The 19,413-nt window shown below is 39.4% G+C and carries 19 protein-coding genes and 2 riboswitches; all 19 genes read right to left on the reverse strand.

Annotated features, from left to right (window positions below; all coding sequences use genetic code 11):
• Window position 1 precedes the first annotated feature (1 nt).
• Complete coding sequence (locus tag LC040_14535) at window positions 2–1,513, reverse strand: sodium-dependent transporter (protein WLR50468.1); 1,512 nt, start codon at window positions 1,511–1,513, stop codon at window positions 2–4.
• A gap of 421 nt (window positions 1,514–1,934) precedes the next feature.
• Window positions 1,935–3,482 (reverse strand): Na+/H+ antiporter NhaC family protein, encoded by a 1,548-nt coding sequence (locus LC040_14540; GenBank protein ID WLR50469.1) that lies wholly within the window; start codon window positions 3,480–3,482, stop codon window positions 1,935–1,937.
• A 180-nt stretch (window positions 3,483–3,662) separates the two neighbouring features.
• Window positions 3,663–3,859: riboswitch (Lysine riboswitch) on the reverse strand.
• A 74-nt stretch (window positions 3,860–3,933) separates the two neighbouring features.
• Entirely contained in the window at window positions 3,934–4,704 is a 771-nt protein-coding gene (yunB, locus tag LC040_14545) for a sporulation protein YunB (protein WLR50470.1), read from the reverse strand.
• Between the two features lie 70 nt (window positions 4,705–4,774).
• Window positions 4,775–5,863, reverse strand: a complete 1,089-nt coding sequence (locus LC040_14550) for an HD-GYP domain-containing protein (protein WLR50471.1) — start codon at window positions 5,861–5,863, stop codon at window positions 4,775–4,777.
• Window positions 5,864–6,047: 184 nt separating this feature from the next.
• A complete protein-coding gene (locus LC040_14555) occupies window positions 6,048–6,350 on the reverse strand; it encodes a DUF1805 domain-containing protein (GenBank protein ID WLR50472.1) in 303 nt (100 codons plus the stop codon).
• A 65-nt stretch (window positions 6,351–6,415) separates the two neighbouring features.
• Window positions 6,416–7,804 (reverse strand): bifunctional UDP-sugar hydrolase/5'-nucleotidase, encoded by a 1,389-nt coding sequence (locus LC040_14560; protein ID WLR50473.1) that lies wholly within the window; start codon window positions 7,802–7,804, stop codon window positions 6,416–6,418.
• A gap of 21 nt (window positions 7,805–7,825) precedes the next feature.
• A complete protein-coding gene (locus tag LC040_14565) occupies window positions 7,826–8,644 on the reverse strand; it encodes a sulfite exporter TauE/SafE family protein (protein ID WLR50474.1) in 819 nt (272 codons plus the stop codon).
• A 30-nt stretch (window positions 8,645–8,674) separates the two neighbouring features.
• A complete protein-coding gene (locus LC040_14570) occupies window positions 8,675–9,523 on the reverse strand; it encodes a DUF72 domain-containing protein (GenBank protein WLR50475.1) in 849 nt (282 codons plus the stop codon).
• Between the two features lie 63 nt (window positions 9,524–9,586).
• Window positions 9,587–10,339, reverse strand: coding sequence for a membrane protein insertase YidC (gene yidC, locus LC040_14575; GenBank protein WLR53307.1), 753 nt, complete (start codon window positions 10,337–10,339; stop codon window positions 9,587–9,589).
• Window positions 10,340–10,375: 36 nt separating this feature from the next.
• Entirely contained in the window at window positions 10,376–10,645 is a 270-nt protein-coding gene (locus LC040_14580) for a hypothetical protein (GenBank protein WLR50476.1), read from the reverse strand.
• Between the two features lie 114 nt (window positions 10,646–10,759).
• Entirely contained in the window at window positions 10,760–12,157 is a 1,398-nt protein-coding gene (sufB, locus tag LC040_14585) for a Fe-S cluster assembly protein SufB (GenBank protein ID WLR50477.1), read from the reverse strand.
• Window positions 12,158–12,206: 49 nt separating this feature from the next.
• On the reverse strand, window positions 12,207–12,665 hold the full coding sequence (locus LC040_14590; GenBank protein ID WLR50478.1) for an SUF system NifU family Fe-S cluster assembly protein: 459 nt from the start codon (window positions 12,663–12,665) through the stop codon (window positions 12,207–12,209).
• A complete protein-coding gene (locus LC040_14595; GenBank protein ID WLR50479.1) occupies window positions 12,652–13,881 on the reverse strand; it encodes a cysteine desulfurase in 1,230 nt (409 codons plus the stop codon). Before LC040_14595 ends, LC040_14590 begins: the two co-directional genes overlap by 14 nt.
• Window positions 13,881–15,182: a Fe-S cluster assembly protein SufD gene (sufD, locus tag LC040_14600; GenBank protein ID WLR53308.1), complete on the reverse strand. Its 1,302-nt coding sequence runs from the start codon at window positions 15,180–15,182 to the stop codon at window positions 13,881–13,883. Before sufD ends, LC040_14595 begins: the two co-directional genes overlap by 1 nt.
• Before the next feature lie 18 nt (window positions 15,183–15,200).
• Window positions 15,201–15,983, reverse strand: coding sequence for a Fe-S cluster assembly ATPase SufC (gene sufC / locus LC040_14605; GenBank protein WLR50480.1), 783 nt, complete (start codon window positions 15,981–15,983; stop codon window positions 15,201–15,203).
• 343 nt (window positions 15,984–16,326) lie between these two features.
• Window positions 16,327–16,479, reverse strand: coding sequence for a hypothetical protein (locus LC040_14610; GenBank protein WLR50481.1), 153 nt, complete (start codon window positions 16,477–16,479; stop codon window positions 16,327–16,329).
• A gap of 364 nt (window positions 16,480–16,843) precedes the next feature.
• Entirely contained in the window at window positions 16,844–17,212 is a 369-nt protein-coding gene (locus tag LC040_14615; protein WLR50482.1) for a carboxymuconolactone decarboxylase family protein, read from the reverse strand.
• A gap of 130 nt (window positions 17,213–17,342) precedes the next feature.
• Window positions 17,343–18,659 (reverse strand): O-acetylhomoserine aminocarboxypropyltransferase/cysteine synthase, encoded by a 1,317-nt coding sequence (locus LC040_14620; protein WLR50483.1) that lies wholly within the window; start codon window positions 18,657–18,659, stop codon window positions 17,343–17,345.
• A gap of 117 nt (window positions 18,660–18,776) precedes the next feature.
• Window positions 18,777–18,890: riboswitch (SAM riboswitch) on the reverse strand.
• An 85-nt stretch (window positions 18,891–18,975) separates the two neighbouring features.
• On the reverse strand, window positions 18,976–19,326 hold the full coding sequence (locus LC040_14625; protein WLR50484.1) for an SCP2 sterol-binding domain-containing protein: 351 nt from the start codon (window positions 19,324–19,326) through the stop codon (window positions 18,976–18,978).
• Window positions 19,327–19,413: the final 87 nt, after the last annotated feature.

Here is a 19,413-nt window from a genome sequence, read left to right on the forward strand (position 1 = left end):
ATTATGATACCCCTTTCTTTTCATCATGGGATTCAAGCATATTTCCGTTCCATTTCTTTAATGAGAAAAGAATACCGACGACAATTGCTAAGCCTGCTGCTCCCCAGCCGAATGGAAGTAAGAATTCCATTGGATAGCCGCCATATGGCTCTTTAATATTTTGAGTGATTGTACGGAACATCATAATCCCTAATACAATTGGTGTAATAATACCAAGGCAAATTGTCCACCAAGAACCTAGACGAATATCAGAAATTTCATTAGCATGACTTTTCAGATTACTTAAGTTGCGAGCAAACCATGCAATTGCTACAACTTCAACAAGACCTGATAATGCGACACCAAAGTTGTTAATAAATGCATCAACAACATCTAAGTACATTAAACCGCCTTGAGTTGTAAACAAAATCGAGATAACCGCGGAAGTACCGCCACCGATTAATACAGACTTTGTACGTGAAATATTAAACTTATCTTGAACACCTGCAACAAATGTTTCCACGATTGAAATTAACGAAGAAAGACCTGCAAGAACAAGTGATGCAAAGAATAAGAACCCGAATAATCCATTCAGTGCAGGGAACTCATTGATGATTTGTGGGAATACAACAAAGGCAAGACCTACGCCACCTGCAACAACATCTTGCACAGCTACGCCTTGTGAAGCAGCCATGAAACCAAGTGCACTAAATACCCCAATACCAGCTAACAATTCAAATGATGAGTTCGCGAAGCCTGTAATAAAAGCATTATTCGTAATATCTGATTTCTTAGGAAGATAACTTGAATACGTAATCATAATTGCAAATGCAATTGATAAACTAAAGAAAATTTGTCCGTATGCTGCCACCCATACTTTCGGATCAGCAATCATTGACCAATTTGGTTTGAAGAAAGCTTCCAAACCTTGCATTGCTCCATCCAATGTTACTGCGCGCACACAAATAATTAAGAAAAGAACAACAAGCGTTGGGATGAAAATTTTATTTGCAGCTTCAATCCCTTTCTTAACACCTTTCACAAGTACACCAAGTACAATAATCCATACAACTACAAGTGGAATAAACACACTTGGAACAATTGAACCTGTTTGACCAGGGTCAACACTCATTTTTAGATACTCTCCAAATAAGAAGCCTTCTGTATCTGACCCCCAGCTTAAGTTGAATGAAAAGATACTATACATAATTGCCCATGCGATAATCGCTGCATAATACGTGGAAATAACGAAGGAAACAGCTACCTGCCACCAGCCAATCCATTCTGCTTTCTTGTTCATACGTGCATATGAAAGCGGAGCAGAGCCACGGTACTTATGACCCATTGTGAACTCAAGCACTAATAATGGAATACCTGCTGTTAGAAGCGCGAATAAGTATGGTAAAAAGAACGCACCTCCGCCGTTTTCATATGCTGTCGCAGGGAAACGCCAAATGTTTCCGAGCCCGACCGCAGACCCAACAGCTGCCAAAATAAAGCCGGCGCGCGTTCCCCATTGCGGACGATTTTCCATAATAACAACCTCCTTATTAAGTTGATACAACTCTTTTCAAAATTGAAAATATAGGAAAAGAATTGAGATAATTTAGTTTTTTCTGATAATTAAATAAATTACATTTTTAGTATAGCCGCCCTAGGACAATATGTCAAAACATTCTTTAATTTTTTTATGTTATTTGCTATGTCGATATAAAAAAAGTGATCGGTATGTCATTTGACCCAGTAGTAACACAGCCGTATATATCAACATTATTGATATTTTTATTATAAAATATTCCTGTTCATCATATTCTTTTATAATATAAAAAAAGAACAAGAAGAATGCCTCCTTGTTCACATTATCACCAAAGATATATGGAAAATATTATAGCAATAAAAGCTTTTATCCTAATACCTTTCAAATTTTTTCTATATTCGTTCTTATTGTGTTTGTATCATGCTGTTTTCGAGCCTGTACTACGTAATACAAATGCTAGAACAACAAGAAGAACAATACTTGTTGCTAACCCTGCAAATACACTTCCAGTAAAACCAAGCACAATATAACCAACTGAGGTAACAATTGCAGCAAGAATGGCATAAGGAAGCTGCGTTAGGACGTGATCAATATGATGAGCCCCTGCTCCTGTAGAGGAAAGAATTGTTGTATCTGAAATCGGCGAACAATGATCTCCAAAAACAGAACCTGCTAAAACAGCAGAAAGTGCTGGCAATAATAATGCAATGTCTGTTGCCGCTGCTATCTCTCCTGCAATTGGAAGCATAATACCGAACGTACCCCAAGATGTACCTGTAGCGAAGGCCATTACACCTGAAAGCAAGAAAAGCGCAACAGGTAACAGTGCAATATTCATATTTGATTGTTCTACAAGCCCAGCAAGGTATTTTCCTGTTTCAAGCTGTCCAATAATATCAACAATCATCCAAGCAAACACTAAAATATAAATAGCCGGAAGCATTGATTTAACACCTTCTAGAACGCCTGTACCAAGAACACCGCCACCCATTTTATGACGAGCGAACATTGCAAAAGTGACGAGTACCCCAAAGATACCGCCATACAATAAAGATGCTGCAACATCAGTATTTTCAAACACGCTTAAGACCGTCGCATTTCCTTCTGAAGCTTTATAACCTGTATAAATCATTGAAAGAACCGTACCGATGACAAGCCCCACAATTGGAATAACTAGATCTATTACTTTACCTTTTTCACTGACAGGTAAGTCTGATTTCAGTTCACCTGGCACGTCTCCTCTTTGAGGATCAATCACTTCACCAGTTTTCATTGCTAATTCTTCATGCTTTTTCATACTGAAAAGATCGATCTTCCAAATAGCCGTAAGAAACACAAGTAAAATAGCTACAAACACATATAGATTCATCGGAATCATTTGTAGAAACGCTGTGAAAGCTGATACATTCGTTACTTCATGCGCCGCCAAGATCGTTCCAATCAGAGCAATGATGTATGCTCCCCAACTAGAAATCGGAGAAATCACACAAATTGGTGCCGAAGTTGAATCAATTAAATAAGCAAGCTTAGCTCTTGAAATCCGGTGACGATCTGTAAGCGGACGGCTAACTTGTCCAACTGCTAAGCTATTAAAATAGTCATCAATAAAAATAATAATTCCTAAAAATGCTGTAACAAGCTGTGCACCGCTGCGCGTTTTCACTCGCTTCAATGCCCATTCACCAAATGCTTGACTTCCCCCACTAATTGAGATGAATGCAGTCATAACCCCAAGCAATATTAAGAAAAAGAGGATGTAGACATTCCATGTATTTAATGCCCCATCTGAAACAAAAATAGCTGTAAAACTTTCAACAATTCTCTTAAATGTTCCACCCATAGATTCTGTTAAAAGCCATGCACCTGCAAGAATACCAACAGCTAGTGATAACAAAACACGACGCGTTAAGATAACCATCAAAATCGCTGCAATCGGTGGGATAATAGAATAAATTGTACCTTCCATTCCCTAAACTCCTTCCTAACCATACCTTCTCATAATGATTCGATAAGGAAGTGTCACGAATAATCAGGCAACACAAATAGGAAAGGATCCATTCTCCTTTCCATTTTTACGAAAAAATAAAAAGGGTAATGATAGAAAATAACCTATCATTACCCTTGTAATGTTATGTTATCCTCCATCACGATAGGAGCCCTCCGTTGCAAAGTAGTAAACCAAATCAAAATATCTGCAACGACAGTTCCGCCCTTATTCAGGGACAGCCCCAATGAGAGACAAGCGACCTTTCTCTCTCATTTCGGCAAAAAACCCTTTCCAATTCAGTCATCGTTGTCATCCTCGTGAACTGTACTTTTGTTTTTCGCACCTCTACCTCATCGTATATGAGAAGGCAAATCATATATATTTTTGTGAACGTTTTTCATTATATCAGCAAATTATTAAGTTGACAAATCTACGGCAAACCATTTGGAGGTTGAAGCGATGGAGTTACAGCACCCTCCCCATTATTATAAAGATATGGTACTTCGCCTTGGAGAACTCGTATGTCTACTGGGATATCTGTAGAAACGACAGAAGTTTTTGTCGCAAAAGGAATCACAACCTGAACGTTCACTTCAACATGGATTAAGATCTCAATTAACGTATTATTAATCCCATACTCTGTTATTCGTTTATTTACCTCAGCTGTCACATCTCCGATCGAAGTAAACCGAACAGGAACCTTTGGACCAAGGTTTGCGAGTAGAGCATTATTTGTAGCTTGCCCTAATGGCATTTCATAGACAATACCACTGCGGCGCTTTTCAGGATCATCGACTTCAATATCAACATCAGGGGGCAGACTTGCATCAGGCACATACCCTTCCTCTACCTGACTTAAATACTCTTGAACCCGATAGGTTGTTTCACGTAAGACAGTATTAACAACAGTCGGATTCCAGCCAAGCGAGGTGATTTTCCCCGAACTATCTTTTTCAATAAAAACAAGCTGTTCTACATTCAAATCTTTAGCAAGCTTTTTATTAAATGCTTGATTAATCGCCTGTTTCGCAATTTGCTGTGTTTTTGTTTCAGCAATGTTCATTAACGTAGGCTCAATTCCTTTGTTAATAATCCATAACCCTTGAAACGTGAATAAAATAAATATAATAAACGTAATGACAACTACATGTCGAAAAGGGAGCGGACCTTTTCGTATGATACGACTCTTGCGTCTAGACAAGGCTGTTCCCTCCTTCGTACACATTTATATGCACGAGAAAGAGGACTAAACCCTATTACTTTCAAAAAGCCTATAAAATCATATCCGCTCCAACAATGACCGACGTCAAATCCTTAGCTAAATCTACTTCATATGGAGCGACTACTTTCACATTATTCTCTTCTACAATTCGAATTACCGGACGTTCACTAAGCCCTATATTTGGACGAACAACAATACCTTTTCTTCCGTCATTTAAATTAACTTTCAAACCAGCAGGGTAGACGACGATTGCTTTACGGAAAGCTTCTACAAATTCATATTCAAATTGTGTACCTGCTCCTGCATACAATATTTCTAACCCTTCATGAGGAAGCATTGCCTTTCGATATACTCTGTTTGTTGTAACAGCATCGAAGACATCCGCTATCCCTATAATCCGGCTATAGAGGTGAATTTCATCACCTTTGAGTCCACGTGGATACCCGCTTCCATCAATCCGTTCATGATGCTGATAGGCGCAATGGGCAGCCACCAATGGAACCGTAGAAATGCGTCTTAGAATTTCGAAACCATACTCACTATGCTTCTTCATTTCTTCAAACTCGTGGTCATCTAACCTGCCTGGTTTACTTAATACTTCCAAGTCAATTTGCATCTTCCCAACATCGTGAAGCATAGCACCAAGACCTATTTCTTTTAACTGCCGTGGCGTTAAATTCAGACGGGAAGCAAGCGCTAACGAGTAAATCGTAACATTTAACGAATGAGCAAAAATATAGTTATCATGCGCATATACGTCGGTCAAAAGAGAAAGGGCGTCTCCATTGTTTTGAATATCTTTGAGAATATCCTGGACTAGCGAGGAAAAGGTCTTATCTAATCCTTGCTGAACAAATATTCGCGAAAGATCTTTTCCATTATGTACGGTCTCTAGAGTACTTTTGATTGTCTGCATCGCTTTCGTTCGTGTTTCTTGCTTTAATACTTCTTTAACTTCAATACCTGCCGATTCAGGGTCATCGACATAGACTGTTGTAATCCCTCTTGCTTTCAACCGCTCAATTAACCGTTCAGTAAGCGGCACACCTTCTCCTAATAAAATCTGTCCACTTTCATTATAAATTGGCTTCTTAAGTGCAATATTCGTTTTAATTGATTCCAAGTTAACTAATCTCATAACAGGCCCCTATTTATCATTTTTTTATCATTGATTTATCCCATTACTTTACTTACTTTTTCGACATATTCCGCCTTAATTTTACCTCATTATTCATATAAAGCCAAAAAATCCTTTATTTTTGATAAAAAAGACCTGGTTTCACGTAAATAAAAAGAGTGCTCTATGCGAACACTCTCATCCATTATAACATCTTCAGCAGGGCGTCTTTCCCTTTCATCCCCTTATGAATACCGATGTTTTCTGCTTCTATCGTGACCATTTCAAGCGGCGCCTCTAATAGCTGGTCGATTGTTCGGACTCCCACTGCTCGCCCAGCGATAATTTTCCGTTCTTTTAATTTCTCATTAAGAAGCGATACATCAAGGGCACCACACATAATATAGCCTTTCTCACTTGTTACGGCCATGAAGTTTGTTTTTGGCAAGCTAAGTGTAATAGCAGTAAAACCTTTACCTTCAATCTCAATAGGTACGACATGGATCACTTCTAAACACTCCTTTCCCCTATTAACGTATGCAGATAATAAGGAAAAGTGTCCTAGGCAAATGCTTATTTATAAGTATTTTGAAGCTTCCAAGCAAGCACGTCACGTAACATCTCAGGCATATAATATGTTTTCTTATCAATTTTAGACATTTCTGGATACAGATAGCCGAATGTAAACATATCAAGTGTAGCGATTTCATACTCTCTATCTGCCTTCACTTGCTCACCATTTAAAATGATATATTTCACCACAGGTGCTTCATCATTCAGCTCATCCCACTCAACAAGCAAATTATCAAAAACCATTGCTCCCATTACCTTGCCTCGAAAGCCAAGACCTTTGAATTCGAGCTCCTGCATTTCTCTTGTAAAGGCTTTTTCGATTATAGTAACTAACTCAGCACCTGTTAGTATAACTTTACACGGGTTGATTGGATGCGGACAGATCCGGTGCAAATCTTTTTTTGTTACCGACCCAACAGGAAGGTCTTGAAGAATAACACCCGCATTAAGCATCGCTGCCTCTGCTCCGACCCACTCTCTTAATCCTTGAGCAAGAAGCTTTGTACTCAATGAATCTGAAAACCATGACAACGATAAAGGCTTCTTCAAGTGAACAACTTCTTCATTGTGAAGGGAATCAGCCTCATGCTCTAAAGAGTGAAGCAAATGCTTTGTGTCTGAAGACTCTGCTTCTTCTTCCATAGAATATGCTATAGCAGTTTTTTTGATAAGCTTTCTCTCTTTATCATCAAATGTTAAACAAATTTCGCCTGCATACTTTCCATGCTTCGCAGCAGCTGCAAGCAATGTCCCATTCATTATTTTCCCATCTTCAAATAAATGGTGGGTATGCCCTCCCATGATAACATCAATATCGTACGCCTTCGCAATCGCTTCATCATCTTTTATACCGAGGTGAGAAAGCAGGACGATAACATCAGCCTTCTTGTTAAGCTCTGGTAAGTAACGATCTAATTCTTGATAGGGAGATGAAATTGACCAGCCTAGTTGTTCATAAAACTTTGAGAATTTCACGGTAAGACCTATAACAGCGACTTTCATGTTGTTATTCAACGTATAAACTTGATAAGGCTTCACCCATTTCGGTCTTTCTCCGTTTTGTTCATATACATTCGCCGCAAGTACCGGAAACGTTGCTTCTTTATAAAGCTGGTCAAGCGATTCTTTTGCTAATGTAATCCCTTCATTATTCCCAAACGTGACGGCATCAAAGCCGACTTCATTCATCAGGGTGACATTCGCTTTCCCTTTTGTTGCATCGCTGAGCCAATGAGCTCGATCCATATGGTCTCCAATATCAAAAAAGAATGCTTCTTCATTGTTTTTCTTGCGTTCTTCACGCTTACGCTTAAAGAAACCACTAACACGTGTCCACGCTGCAAAATGGCTATGTAAGTCATTTGAATGGTAAAGATAAACTTGCGACATTATCCCTACTCCCTTAACTTGTTAGAATGATTGATAAATGAGACGAACCCCGATAACTACCAGTACGACTCTTAGTAAAATAACAACTGAATTCCCTTGCATTTTCTTATTAATTGCAGCACCTAGTCTTCCACCGATCCATGCTCCAGGAATAAGTGATATGGCGTATAGCCATTCAATATGACCAAGCGCAATGTGTGCAGTTGAGCTAACAATTGAGGAAAGAAAAATCATCATCATTGAAGTGGCAACAGCAACATGGGGCGGGAATTGAAACAGCATCATCATAATCGGTACCATTAAAGAACCACCGCCGATACCAAACAAGCCTGATAGCAAGCCTACAATAAACGAGACTCCCAAGCCTGTGATTGGGCTGAAGCCATACACATATTCTTTCCCTTGAGGATCTCGGAATCTACGGACAAACCCTTTAATTTCTTTTTCTTCAACTTGCTTCATTTTGTCCCGAAACATTAGAACAATAGCGAGAAAAATCATAAGTAAACCAAAATAAAGCTGAAATTGGTCAACATTTAAATACCGATTAATATAAGCTCCGACAATGCCGCCGGGTCCGCTTCCCGCAAAGAACAGAAAGGCACTCTTGTAGTCAACAGTCCCTTGTTTCATATAACTAAGTGTGGAGGCAAGCCCTGTAAAAATAATAACTAACAAAGAAGTCCCTACAGCCATTTGCGGGGAGATCTCAGTTAAAATAGATGTATATGTACCAAAGAAAAGCATTGCAGGCACTAAGATGATGCCTCCCCCAAGACCTACAACACTCCCCAAAATCCCAGCACATAACCCAATTAAAAACAACATCACCCAAGTCAACGAATTTCACCAGCTTTCTTTTCTCAAAACCTAATCAAACAAATCAAGTTGCCGGGGCGCAAGATCTTCATATTTAATCTCTAATAAATCAAGCATTTGCTTTGCATTATCTGCGGCATCACCGCCAGAGTTATTATTAAAGATAATATAAATATCTTTCGTTTGCTTCTCTAATTGTTTGATCTTCTTGCACCAGTCTTTTAACTCCTCTTCATTATAACGATAAAGGTAACGAACTTCACGCCAGTTGCCTTTCGAGGGTCTGCGCCAGCCTTCTTTATTTCTGCCATGAAAACGAATAAGCGTTTTTTCTGAATCACTAGCATGCAATACAGTCGGCACACTACCCTCTCCAACTTGCGGCTCATCACACACTGTATGAATCCAGTTCTCTTTATACATAAATTGAAGCGTCTGCTCATAAAATTCTGGCTGGTACCATGTTTTGTTCCGAAACTCAAGTGCTGCAGGTACATCTCCAATCATTTCACGGCAATACCGCAAATACGTTACATGCTCTTTTGTACAATCAAACCATGGTGGAAATTGGAACAACACCATTCCTATTTTACCTGCTTGCTGCAGGGGTTGAAGAGAAAGTCGAAATGCTTCAAACATTTCCTTCTTAGAATCAAATGGAATTTCACCTCGTTGGTGACCTGTCATTCCTTGATAAGCTTTAACAACAAATTGAAAACGATCTGGTGTTTCAGCTGTCCATTTTTCCATATTTCGTTGAGGCTGCACAGCATAGAAGCTTGAATCTAATTCCACGATCGGAAAGTGAGCAGCATATTCACTTAATTTATCACGGCTTTGGATTTTGTCCGGATACAACGTATCATGGTCTCCCCAGCCTGCTAATCCAATATAAATCATCAAACGACCTCTCTTTGATGTGTTTTTTAATGAAGAGAAAGAGAGCTCCAAAGGGAACTCTCTTTATGCTCTGCGTAAGATAACCGTCTGTAAAATCATAAAAACATTTCCGACAATCCAATATAGCGGAAGAGCTGCAGGCATTTTAAGAGCAAAAGTAAAGATCATAATTGGCATCATTACTTGCATTACTCTCATTTGCGGGTTCGCAGCTTCCATTTGAGCTTGTGACAGCTTCACTTGCGTAAAAGTCGTCAAAGCTGCAATAATCGGTAAAATATGAATTGGATCTGCTTGACCTAAGCTAAACCATAAGAAATTGTGGACCGCAATTTCTTGCGTTCTTGCAATCGCATAATAGAAGGCCATCAAAATCGGCAGCTGTACAATCATCGGCAAACAGCCACTTAATGGGTTAACACCTTCTTGTTGAAAGAGCTTCATTATCTCTTGTTGTTGCTTTGCCTGGTCATCTTTCTTTGTTTTATCATACTTTTCTTTAATCTCATCCATTTTCGGCTTCAATATCTGCATACGCTTTTGCTGCTTATACTGAGAAAGATTCAGTGGCAGCAAGAAGAAGCGAATTAACAGGGTAATAACAATAATAGCTATCCCATAGCTTCCTCCGAGAATATGAGCTGCGCCCATAATAAGACGGGAAAAGGAATAGACAAAATAATGATTAAAAAACCCTTCCGTCTCCCCTGTAATTGGTGCTTGCGTAGAAGAACAGCCTGTTAACACTAAAACGAGAAGTACAAACCATAAAAAATATTTTAAAGTCGGCTTGAGCGAATGAATCAACGTACGTATCACTTATAAATCCTCTCCTTGTAAAATGTATTTACATTAGCTACAAGGAGAAAAATAGTCTTCTTTATCAGGTGCCTCTTTCCGAATCAAGCACCTTAATAATGCATTCCAAATGATTTGTGGAATAAAGCCTAACCGATAAATCTGCTTAATCAGTTGCTTTGTATCTATTTCATTTTCTTTGTACCACTTATTAGGAATTGGAAAACTTCGGTAAACATGGCCAATAAAAATCCAGCCAAACACAAGCATCGTAGTTCCCATCAGTAAGAGGGAATCCACTAATTCTATTGAAAGAATCTCCAAACGCTCACCTTCTTCTTACTCAAACTTATAGCTGTATTGTAGCATAAGCAATCAAAAAAAGTATAGAAAACCCCATCTACCACAACGGGCAAATGGGGTCATGAATTTCAAATATTAACCGATTGAACCTTCCATTTCGAACTTGATTAGACGGTTCATTTCAACTGCGTATTCCATTGGAAGTTCACGGGTAAATGGCTCGATAAAGCCCATTACGATCATTTCTGTTGCTTCTTCTTCAGAAATACCACGACTCATCAAGTAGAATAACTGCTCTTCAGATACTTTTGAAACCTTTGCTTCATGCTCAAGTGAGATATTTTCATTAAAGATCTCATTATAAGGAATAGTATCTGATGTTGATTTGTTATCCATAATTAGCGTGTCACACTCAACATTTGCACGTGCGCCATCTGCTTTACGGCCAAAGTGTACGATACCACGATACGTTACTTTACCACCGTGCTTAGAGATAGACTTGGATACAATTGTTGAAGATGTGTTTGGCGCTAAGTGAATCATCTTCGCACCAGCATCTTGGTGCTGACCTTTACCTGCAAGTGCAATGGAAAGTGTCATACCACGTGCACCTTCACCCTTTAAGATGACAGCAGGATATTTCATTGTCAGCTTCGAACCGATATTACCGTCAACCCATTCCATCGTTGCGTTTTCTTCACAAACTGTACGCTTCGTTACAAGGTTGAAAACATTGTTTGCCCAGTTTTGGATCGTTGTATAACGGCAATATGCGTTTTTCTTAACGATGATTTCAACAACCGCACTATGAAGAGAGTTAGTTGTATACACAGGCGCTGTACAGCCTTCTACATAGTGTACAGATGAATCTTCATCCGCAATAATTAACGTACGCTCGAACTGACCCATATTCTCAGAGTTAATTCGGAAATATGCTTGAAGTGGCGTATCTGTCTTCACACCTTTTGGTACATAGATGAATGAGCCACCTGACCATACTGCAGAGTTCAACGCAGAGAACTTATTGTCTGCTGGAGGAACAACTGTACCGAAATATTCCTTAAATAATTCTTCATTTTCGCGAAGAGCAGAGTCTGTATCTTTGAAGATAATTCCCATCTTCTCTAAGTCTTCCTGCATGTTATGATAAACAACTTCAGACTCATACTGTGCAGATACACCTGCTAGATACTTCTGCTCAGCTTCAGGGATACCTAGCTTATCGAAAGTTCGTTTGATTTCTTCTGGCACTTCATCCCAAGAACGCTCTGACTTCTCTGAAGGCTTCACATAGTAAGTGATTTCATCAAAGTTTAAGTCGTTTAAGTCTCCGCCCCATTGCGGCATTGGCATATTGTAGAAATGCTCTAATGATTTCATACGGAAATCAAGCATCCATTGTGGTTCTTCTTTCATTCTTGAGATTTCCTCAACGATTTCCTTCGTTAGACCGCGTTTAGAACGGAAAATGGAAACGTCTTTATCATGGAAACCATATTTATAATCACCGATTTCAGGCATCTTTTTAGCCATTATCGTTCCCTCCTTGCTTATGGTTAACTTCCTTGAGCCCGGCTTGCAATTACTCGCTGTTCTCCTCTTCAGAAACGCCCTTCTCCATTGCCTTCCAAGCAAGGGTTGCACATTTGATTCGTGCTGGGAATTTCGAAACACCTTGTAGCGCTTCAATGTCGCCAAGGTCTAAATCTAGTTCTTCTTCATCGTAATCCTCGCCTTGCATCATATCGGAAAAAACCTTTGAAAGCTTTAATGCTTTTTCAACTTCAAGCCCTTTAATCGCTTGTGTCATCATTGAAGCAGATGACATGCTGATTGAACAGCCCTCACCGTCGTATTTCACGTCTGAAACCACACCATCCTCAACTTTCAAATGAAGCTGGATACGGTCCCCACATGTCGGGTTGTTCATATTGACGGTGATATTGTCATCTTCGAGAACGCCACGGTTACGCGGGTTCTTATAATGGTCCATAATTACTTGACGATATAGTTGGTCAAGATTGACATTAGATGAAGACATCACCGAAATACTCCTTTGTTTTAATTATTCCGTCTGCAAGCTTATCAATATCCTCTTCTGTGTTGTAGATATAAAAACTTGCACGAGCAGTAGCAGAAACTTCTAACCATCTCATTAATGGTTGAGCACAATGGTGACCTGCACGTACTGCGATTCCTTCTGTATCAAGTACTGTTGCAAGGTCATGCGGATGCACATCATCAATGTTAAAGGTAACAAGACCTGCGCGTTCACCTGAGCTTGGTCCGTAAATTTGCATGCCTTTGATTCCAGATAGACGCTCCATTGCATATTGAGCTAGCTTGTGCTCATAAGCTTCAATGTTGTCCATTCCAATCTCTTCAAGGAAATCAATTGCTGCACCTAAACCAATTGCCCCTGCAATAATCGGCGTCCCACCTTCAAATTTCCATGGAAGTTCTTTCCACGTTGAATCGTAAAGGTTTACGAAATCGATCATTTCTCCACCGAACTCAACAGGCTCCATTTTTTCTAAATGCTTTTTCTTCCCATATAACACACCAACACCTGTTGGGCCGCACATTTTATGAGCTGAAAAAGCGTAGAAATCACAGTCAAGGTCTTGCACGTCCACTTTCATGTGTGGTGTGCTTTGTGCACCGTCAACGACCATGACAGCACCATTTTCATGAGCAATTTGAGTAATTTCTTTAATAGGATTTATCGTTCCAAGTACATTCGACACATACATAACTGCAACAATTTTTGTATTGTTTGTTACTGTCGTACGAACATCTTCTAATGCGATTGTGCCGTCTTGTTGAAGTGGGATATATTTCAATGTTGCACCTGTTTCCTTCGCAATTTGCTGCCAAGGAATAATGTTGCTATGGTGCTCCATCGGAGTGATGACAATTTCGTCACCCTCCGATAGGTTTGCACGTCCATAGCTTGCTGCAATTGTATTGATTGCTGTTGTTGTCCCACGAGTAAAGATAACTTCTTTACTATTTTCAGCATTAATGAAACGGCGAACCTTTTCACGCGCCCCTTCATAGCCATCGGTTGCACGAGTACCTAGTGTATGCACGCCACGGTGTACATTAGAGTTATACCCGCGATAGTAGTCACTTAACGTGTCAATAACAGAAGCAGGTTTTTGTGAAGTTGCCGCACTATCAAGATATACGAGCGGATGTCCATTGACTTCTTGATTCAGAATCGGAAACTGTTCACGAATCGCTTTAACATCCATTATTGAACTTTCCTTTCGATAACCTCAACCAGCTGCTTCTTAACACCTTCAATTGGAAGTTCTTTCACCACTGGTGCAAGGAAACCATGAATTACAAGGCGTTCTGCTTCTTTTTGTGGAATACCACGACTCATAAGATAGTACAACTGCATTGGGTCGACACGTCCAACAGATGCTGCGTGACCTGCAGTAACGTCATCTTCATCGATTAGAAGAATTGGATTCGCATCTCCACGTGCTTTTTCACTTAGCATTAAGACACGAGAAGACTGTTCAGCATTTGATTTTGAAGCACCATGTTCAATTTTACCGATCCCATTAAAGATGGAGCTTGCTGAATCTTTAACTACCCCATGGTTGAGAATGTAGCCTTCAGAGTTTTTAGCAAAGTGTGTGACGCGAGTTGTGAAGTTCTGCTTCTGGCTGCCGCGTCCGACTGTTACTGTTTTTGTATCTGCATATGAACCTTCGCCAATCAGGTTCGTTGTGTTGTCTGATACTGTATTACCGTCGTTCATTTGCCCAAGTGCCCACTCAATACGAGCATCACGCTTGGCAATACCGCGGCGGTTTACATAGGTTGTCATACCTTCGCCAAGATAGTCTACTGCACCGAAGTGAACATTTGCATTTGCGCCTGCAACAACTTCAGCTACAATGTTTGAAACTGATTCTTCCTTACCGAATGACAAATAGTTTTCGATATATGTGACAGCACTATTATCTTCAGCAACTACGATCACATGGTTGAAAAGTGCTGTATCTTTATCCTGCCAGTACACAGCTTGAATTGGGTCTTTAATTTCAACGTTCTTCGGTACATATAGGAATGCCCCGCCATTCATCAATGCCGTATGCAATGCAGTAAGTCGATGTTCATCAACTTTTACAGCTTCTGTCATGAAATATTTTTTCACTAGATCACTGTGTTCACGTGCTGCTGTATGAATGTCGGTAAAAATAACGCCCTTATCCTTCAAGTCATTTGAAAGAGAAGTAAATACATTGGCGCCATTGTGTTGTAATAGAAGGTTTTTGTCTTCTGCTTCAACATCAATTAATGTTTTAATTGCTTCTGGTAAGTCACTTAGATCATTAAGTGAGCCTTCAGCAATTTCATGTTTGAACTCTGTAAAGTTCCATTTGTCAATCTTTGTTTTATCTGGACGAGGCATTGGTAGGTCTTCTGCCTTCGCAAGTGCGTCTTGACGTAATTCTTTAAGCCATTCCGGTTCATTTAATTGGCTCGATAATTGGCTGACGTATTCTTTATCGAATGGGAGTTTCGTTTCCACAGTCATCATATTCCTCCTTACTGCTTACGCTTCCTGTTCAACTGTTTCGTCTTCAATACCTAGTTCTTGCTTAATCCAATCGTAGCCTTCAGCCTCAAGACGTTGAGCCAATTCTGCGCCACCGGATTTCACAACGCGACCTTGCATCATAACGTGTACTTTGTCTGGTGTAATATAGTTTAATAAGCGTTGATAGTGAGTAATGATTAAACAGCCGAAATCGTCGCTGCGCATTTCATTGATTCCTTTTGAAACAACTTTCAACGCATCAATATCAAGACCAGAATCGATTTCATCAAGGATTGCCATCTTTGGTTCAATCATCATTAATTGAAGAATCTCGTTACGTTTTTTCTCACCGCCAGAGAAACCTTCATTTAAATAACGTTGTGCCATGTTCGGATCCATATCTAAGAAATTCATCTTCTTATCCATTGTTTTAATGAATTTCATTAATTGAATTTCGTCGCCTTCTTCACGGCGAGAATTAATTGCTGAACGAAGGAAGTCAGCATTCGTTACACCACTGATTTCACTTGGATATTGCATCGCTAAGAAAAGACCTGCACGAGCACGTTCGTCAACTTCCATTTCTAGAACGTCTTCTCCATCAAGCGTTACGCTTCCTTTTGTGATTTCATATTTAGGATGGCCCATAATTGCTGAAGCCAATGTAGATTTACCTGTACCATTTGGTCCCATGATGGCATGAATCTCGCCACCTGTGATTTCTAGATTTACACCTTTTAGAATCTCCTTGCCTTCGATTTCGACATGAAGATCTTGAATTTTTAAAGTTGATGACATAAGCCAATACCTCCAATTTAATCCTAATTCATCTTTTATTGTATACCCCTCAGATGAAAGGTCAATGTTTTATTCTCAATTTATTCTCATTCTAATCTTATAACAAATAAAACTCTATATCAACCGAAAACAACATTTAAATACTTTAAAAACAAAAAAGTTTAGAAAGTCTTTTTGCACTACGATCATTATAACTTCTCTTAGTCTCTCTTCTCTAGGGAAAAGCATTCAAAAATAAAACAATTAGTACGCCGTTAAATATTTACTCAAATAAAATATTGCTACAAAACGCAAGAAAAACCAGCAGAAACTCTACTGGTTTTTCTTACACATTGTCTCTATTCTACAAGCTTCTATTACCTTCTAGGTCACTTAACAACTTTCTGCTCTCTTGATAGTCTTTCTCTCTTCGCCTTTCAACTGCTAAACGCTTCTCAAGCTTACGGCTGTACTCGGCATAGCTCATTCCATTTGACTGGTGCATTGCACGTTCCATTTCCGCCGTATAATTCAGTTCAAGGTCACTAATGAGAAATCAATCCTTTCAAAATAATAAGTATGGAAAGGATACATAAGCAGATACCTTTATGGTTATCCCCCTTCATCCTCCGCCGTAGGCTCCATCTCTGTTTTCAACCTACAAATAAAATGTTACCATGATTCGTTATGTCCCAACAAACTAGCTATGAAGGGTGTGAAGGGGAAATACCTTTTTAAGTCGTCACTCTTTTCAGTCATCTTCTGAATATATTTATTTCCTTGCTTTTTCTTCACATAACTACCTATCCTTTTATTGTAAACGCTTCCACAAAAATTAAAAAATTCCTCTCTTAAGAAACAAGAGAGGAATTACACCAAAATTAATGTTCAATTTGTTGAAGATCTTGAATTGCTTCCTGGACAAGCGTGACACCTTGGCTCATTGAAGCACCTCCGCCAAAGGCAGCTGCCACTGCAGTTGCTTCTAGAATTTCCTGTTCAGTTGCTCCCTGGTCTAAGCATCCTTTTGTATGATAGATGATACAGTATTCATCTTGAGCAAAAACACTAATACCAAGTGCAATCATTTGCTTTTCTTTCTCTGTTACAGCCCCAGCTTTGAAGCACGCTTCTGTAAAAGCATTATAATGATGAGCAAACTCAGGCATTTTCTTCGTGAATTCTCCAAGACCAGCTTTATAATCATGCAATGCAGCTTCAGTCGCATTTCTAGGTTCAAATTGTTCCATAGAAAACCCATCCTTTCTAAATGTTATGCACCCTTTAGTATGGATTTTCATCACCACCTCTATCCCTTGATAAAGGAATGCCTTTTCAAAAGAAAATCAGCCGCAAAAATGCGACTGTTTCTTTCATTTCCTATACGTTTGCGCCTTGTTGTTTTGATGTGACCCCTGTTGCTTTCTCAATTGCCTGCTCAAGATCCTCAATTAGGTCTTCTACATTTTCAATCCCAACAGAGAGACGAATTAGGTCTTCTGTTACTCCAGACTTCTTCAAGTCTTCTGCACTTAATTGTTGATGTGTAGTACTTGCTGGATGGATAATTAAGCTCTTCGCATCCCCAACGTTTGCAACATGTGACCATAATTCAATATTGTTAATTAATGTTGCACCAGCTTCTCTTCCACCTTTGATACCGAACACGACCACTGAGCTGGAGCCCTTTGGTAAATACTTCTTCGCTAATTCGTGAGATGAATGGCTCTCTAAGTCTGGATGCAATACCCAATCAACACCAGGATGATTACTTAAGTACTCAGTAACCTTATGAGTATTTGCTACATGCTCTTTCATACGTACATGCAATGTCTCTAATCCTAAGCTTAATTGATGCGCATTAAATGGGCTTAATGCGGCACCTGTGTCACGAAGAAGCTGTACACGCGCTTTAATAATATACGCTACTTCTCCTAATGCTTCTGCATACACTAAGTTATTATAGCTTGGGTCAGGTTGAGTAAATCCAGGGAACTTATCGGAATTCCAATCAAACTTACCACCATCGACAACGACCCCGCCTAATGTTGTACCGTTTCCACCGATCCATTTTGTAGCTGAATGGACGACAATATCTGCACCGTGTTCTAGTGGTCGGCATAAGTAAGGTGTAGCAAATGTGTTATCTACAATAAGTGGCACACCTGCTTCATGTGCAATAGTTGAAACAGCTTCAATATCTAGCACGTGAAGGCTTGGGTTACCAATCAACTCAGCAAATACTGCCTTTGTTTTATCAGTAATTGCCTCTTTGAAATTCTCTGGCTTTGTTGGGTCTACAAAATGTACTTTAATTCCGAACTTCGGTAATGTCTGTGCAAATAAGTTGTACGTACCGCCATATAATGTAGAAGCACTTACAATCTCATCACCAGCTTCGGCTATATTCAAAATGGCATTTGTAATTGCTGCAGAGCCACTCGCAAACGCTAATGCTCCAACACCGCCTTCGAGTAATGCAACACGTTCTTCAAATGCACTAACAGTTGGGTTTGTAATACGTGTATAAATATTCCCTTGTTCCTTAAGACCAAATAAATTTGCAGCGTGATCAGTGCTTTGGAAATGATACGCATTTGTTGGATAAATCGGAAGAGCTTGTGCCCCTGTTTGATTATCTCGCGCCAATCCCCCATGGATACCTAGTGTTTCAAATCGATAATTTTTTTCTGACATTCTCAATCGCTCCTTTAAGTATGATAGCAAGCTAAGTTCTTCTAAAAGAAAGAGAATGAGGATGAAAAAACCCCTCTTCTGATTAAGAAGAGGGGATTGTTTAATAACTCATCGCTCTTCTCATCTTTCAGAGTCTACACTCTGCAGGAATTGGCACCGTTTTTTTCTAAAAAAAAGAAAACCGGTTGCCGGGCTTCACAGGGCCAGTCCCTCCACCTCTCTAGATAAGACATATTAACTTCATTGCTTTGATTGATTGTTATGCTATCACCTTAAAGAAAAAAAGTCAACGCTCTATTTGAAATTTTCAGTATAATCAAACAGATATCTTTTTTTGTTCATTCGAACAACAATACAAAACAGATTCAATCCTTAGCACTGAGCGATAATTTCCTGCAACTTGTAGATGACCTTGGTTCAATAATCTTCTTAACGGCTGCCTTCCAGACAACAGCTCTAACAGTTCACACTCATCACCTTTAATAATTACCTGTGCAGACTGATGCAAGGGCATGACCGTTATTTCCAGTCCTCTTAATACAAAGGTTACAACCTCACTTTCAGTTATCAACTGAACTGCTAACGGCTCTTCTTTCACTAAGGATAAGAGATGTCCTTCTAAGCTAAACCGATTCTGCAAGTCAATTAACGCCTTATGAACAACCATTTTGGCAACCCCTTTAATGTTCGATTGTTCATATTTTCTTATTCAGCTGTCTATTTCCTTGCAAAACCCTTCGACACTATTGAAGTT

The organism is Bacillus tianshenii (genome assembly GCA_020524525.2).
Taxonomy (GTDB): domain Bacteria; phylum Bacillota; class Bacilli; order Bacillales; family Bacillaceae_N; genus Bacillus_AV.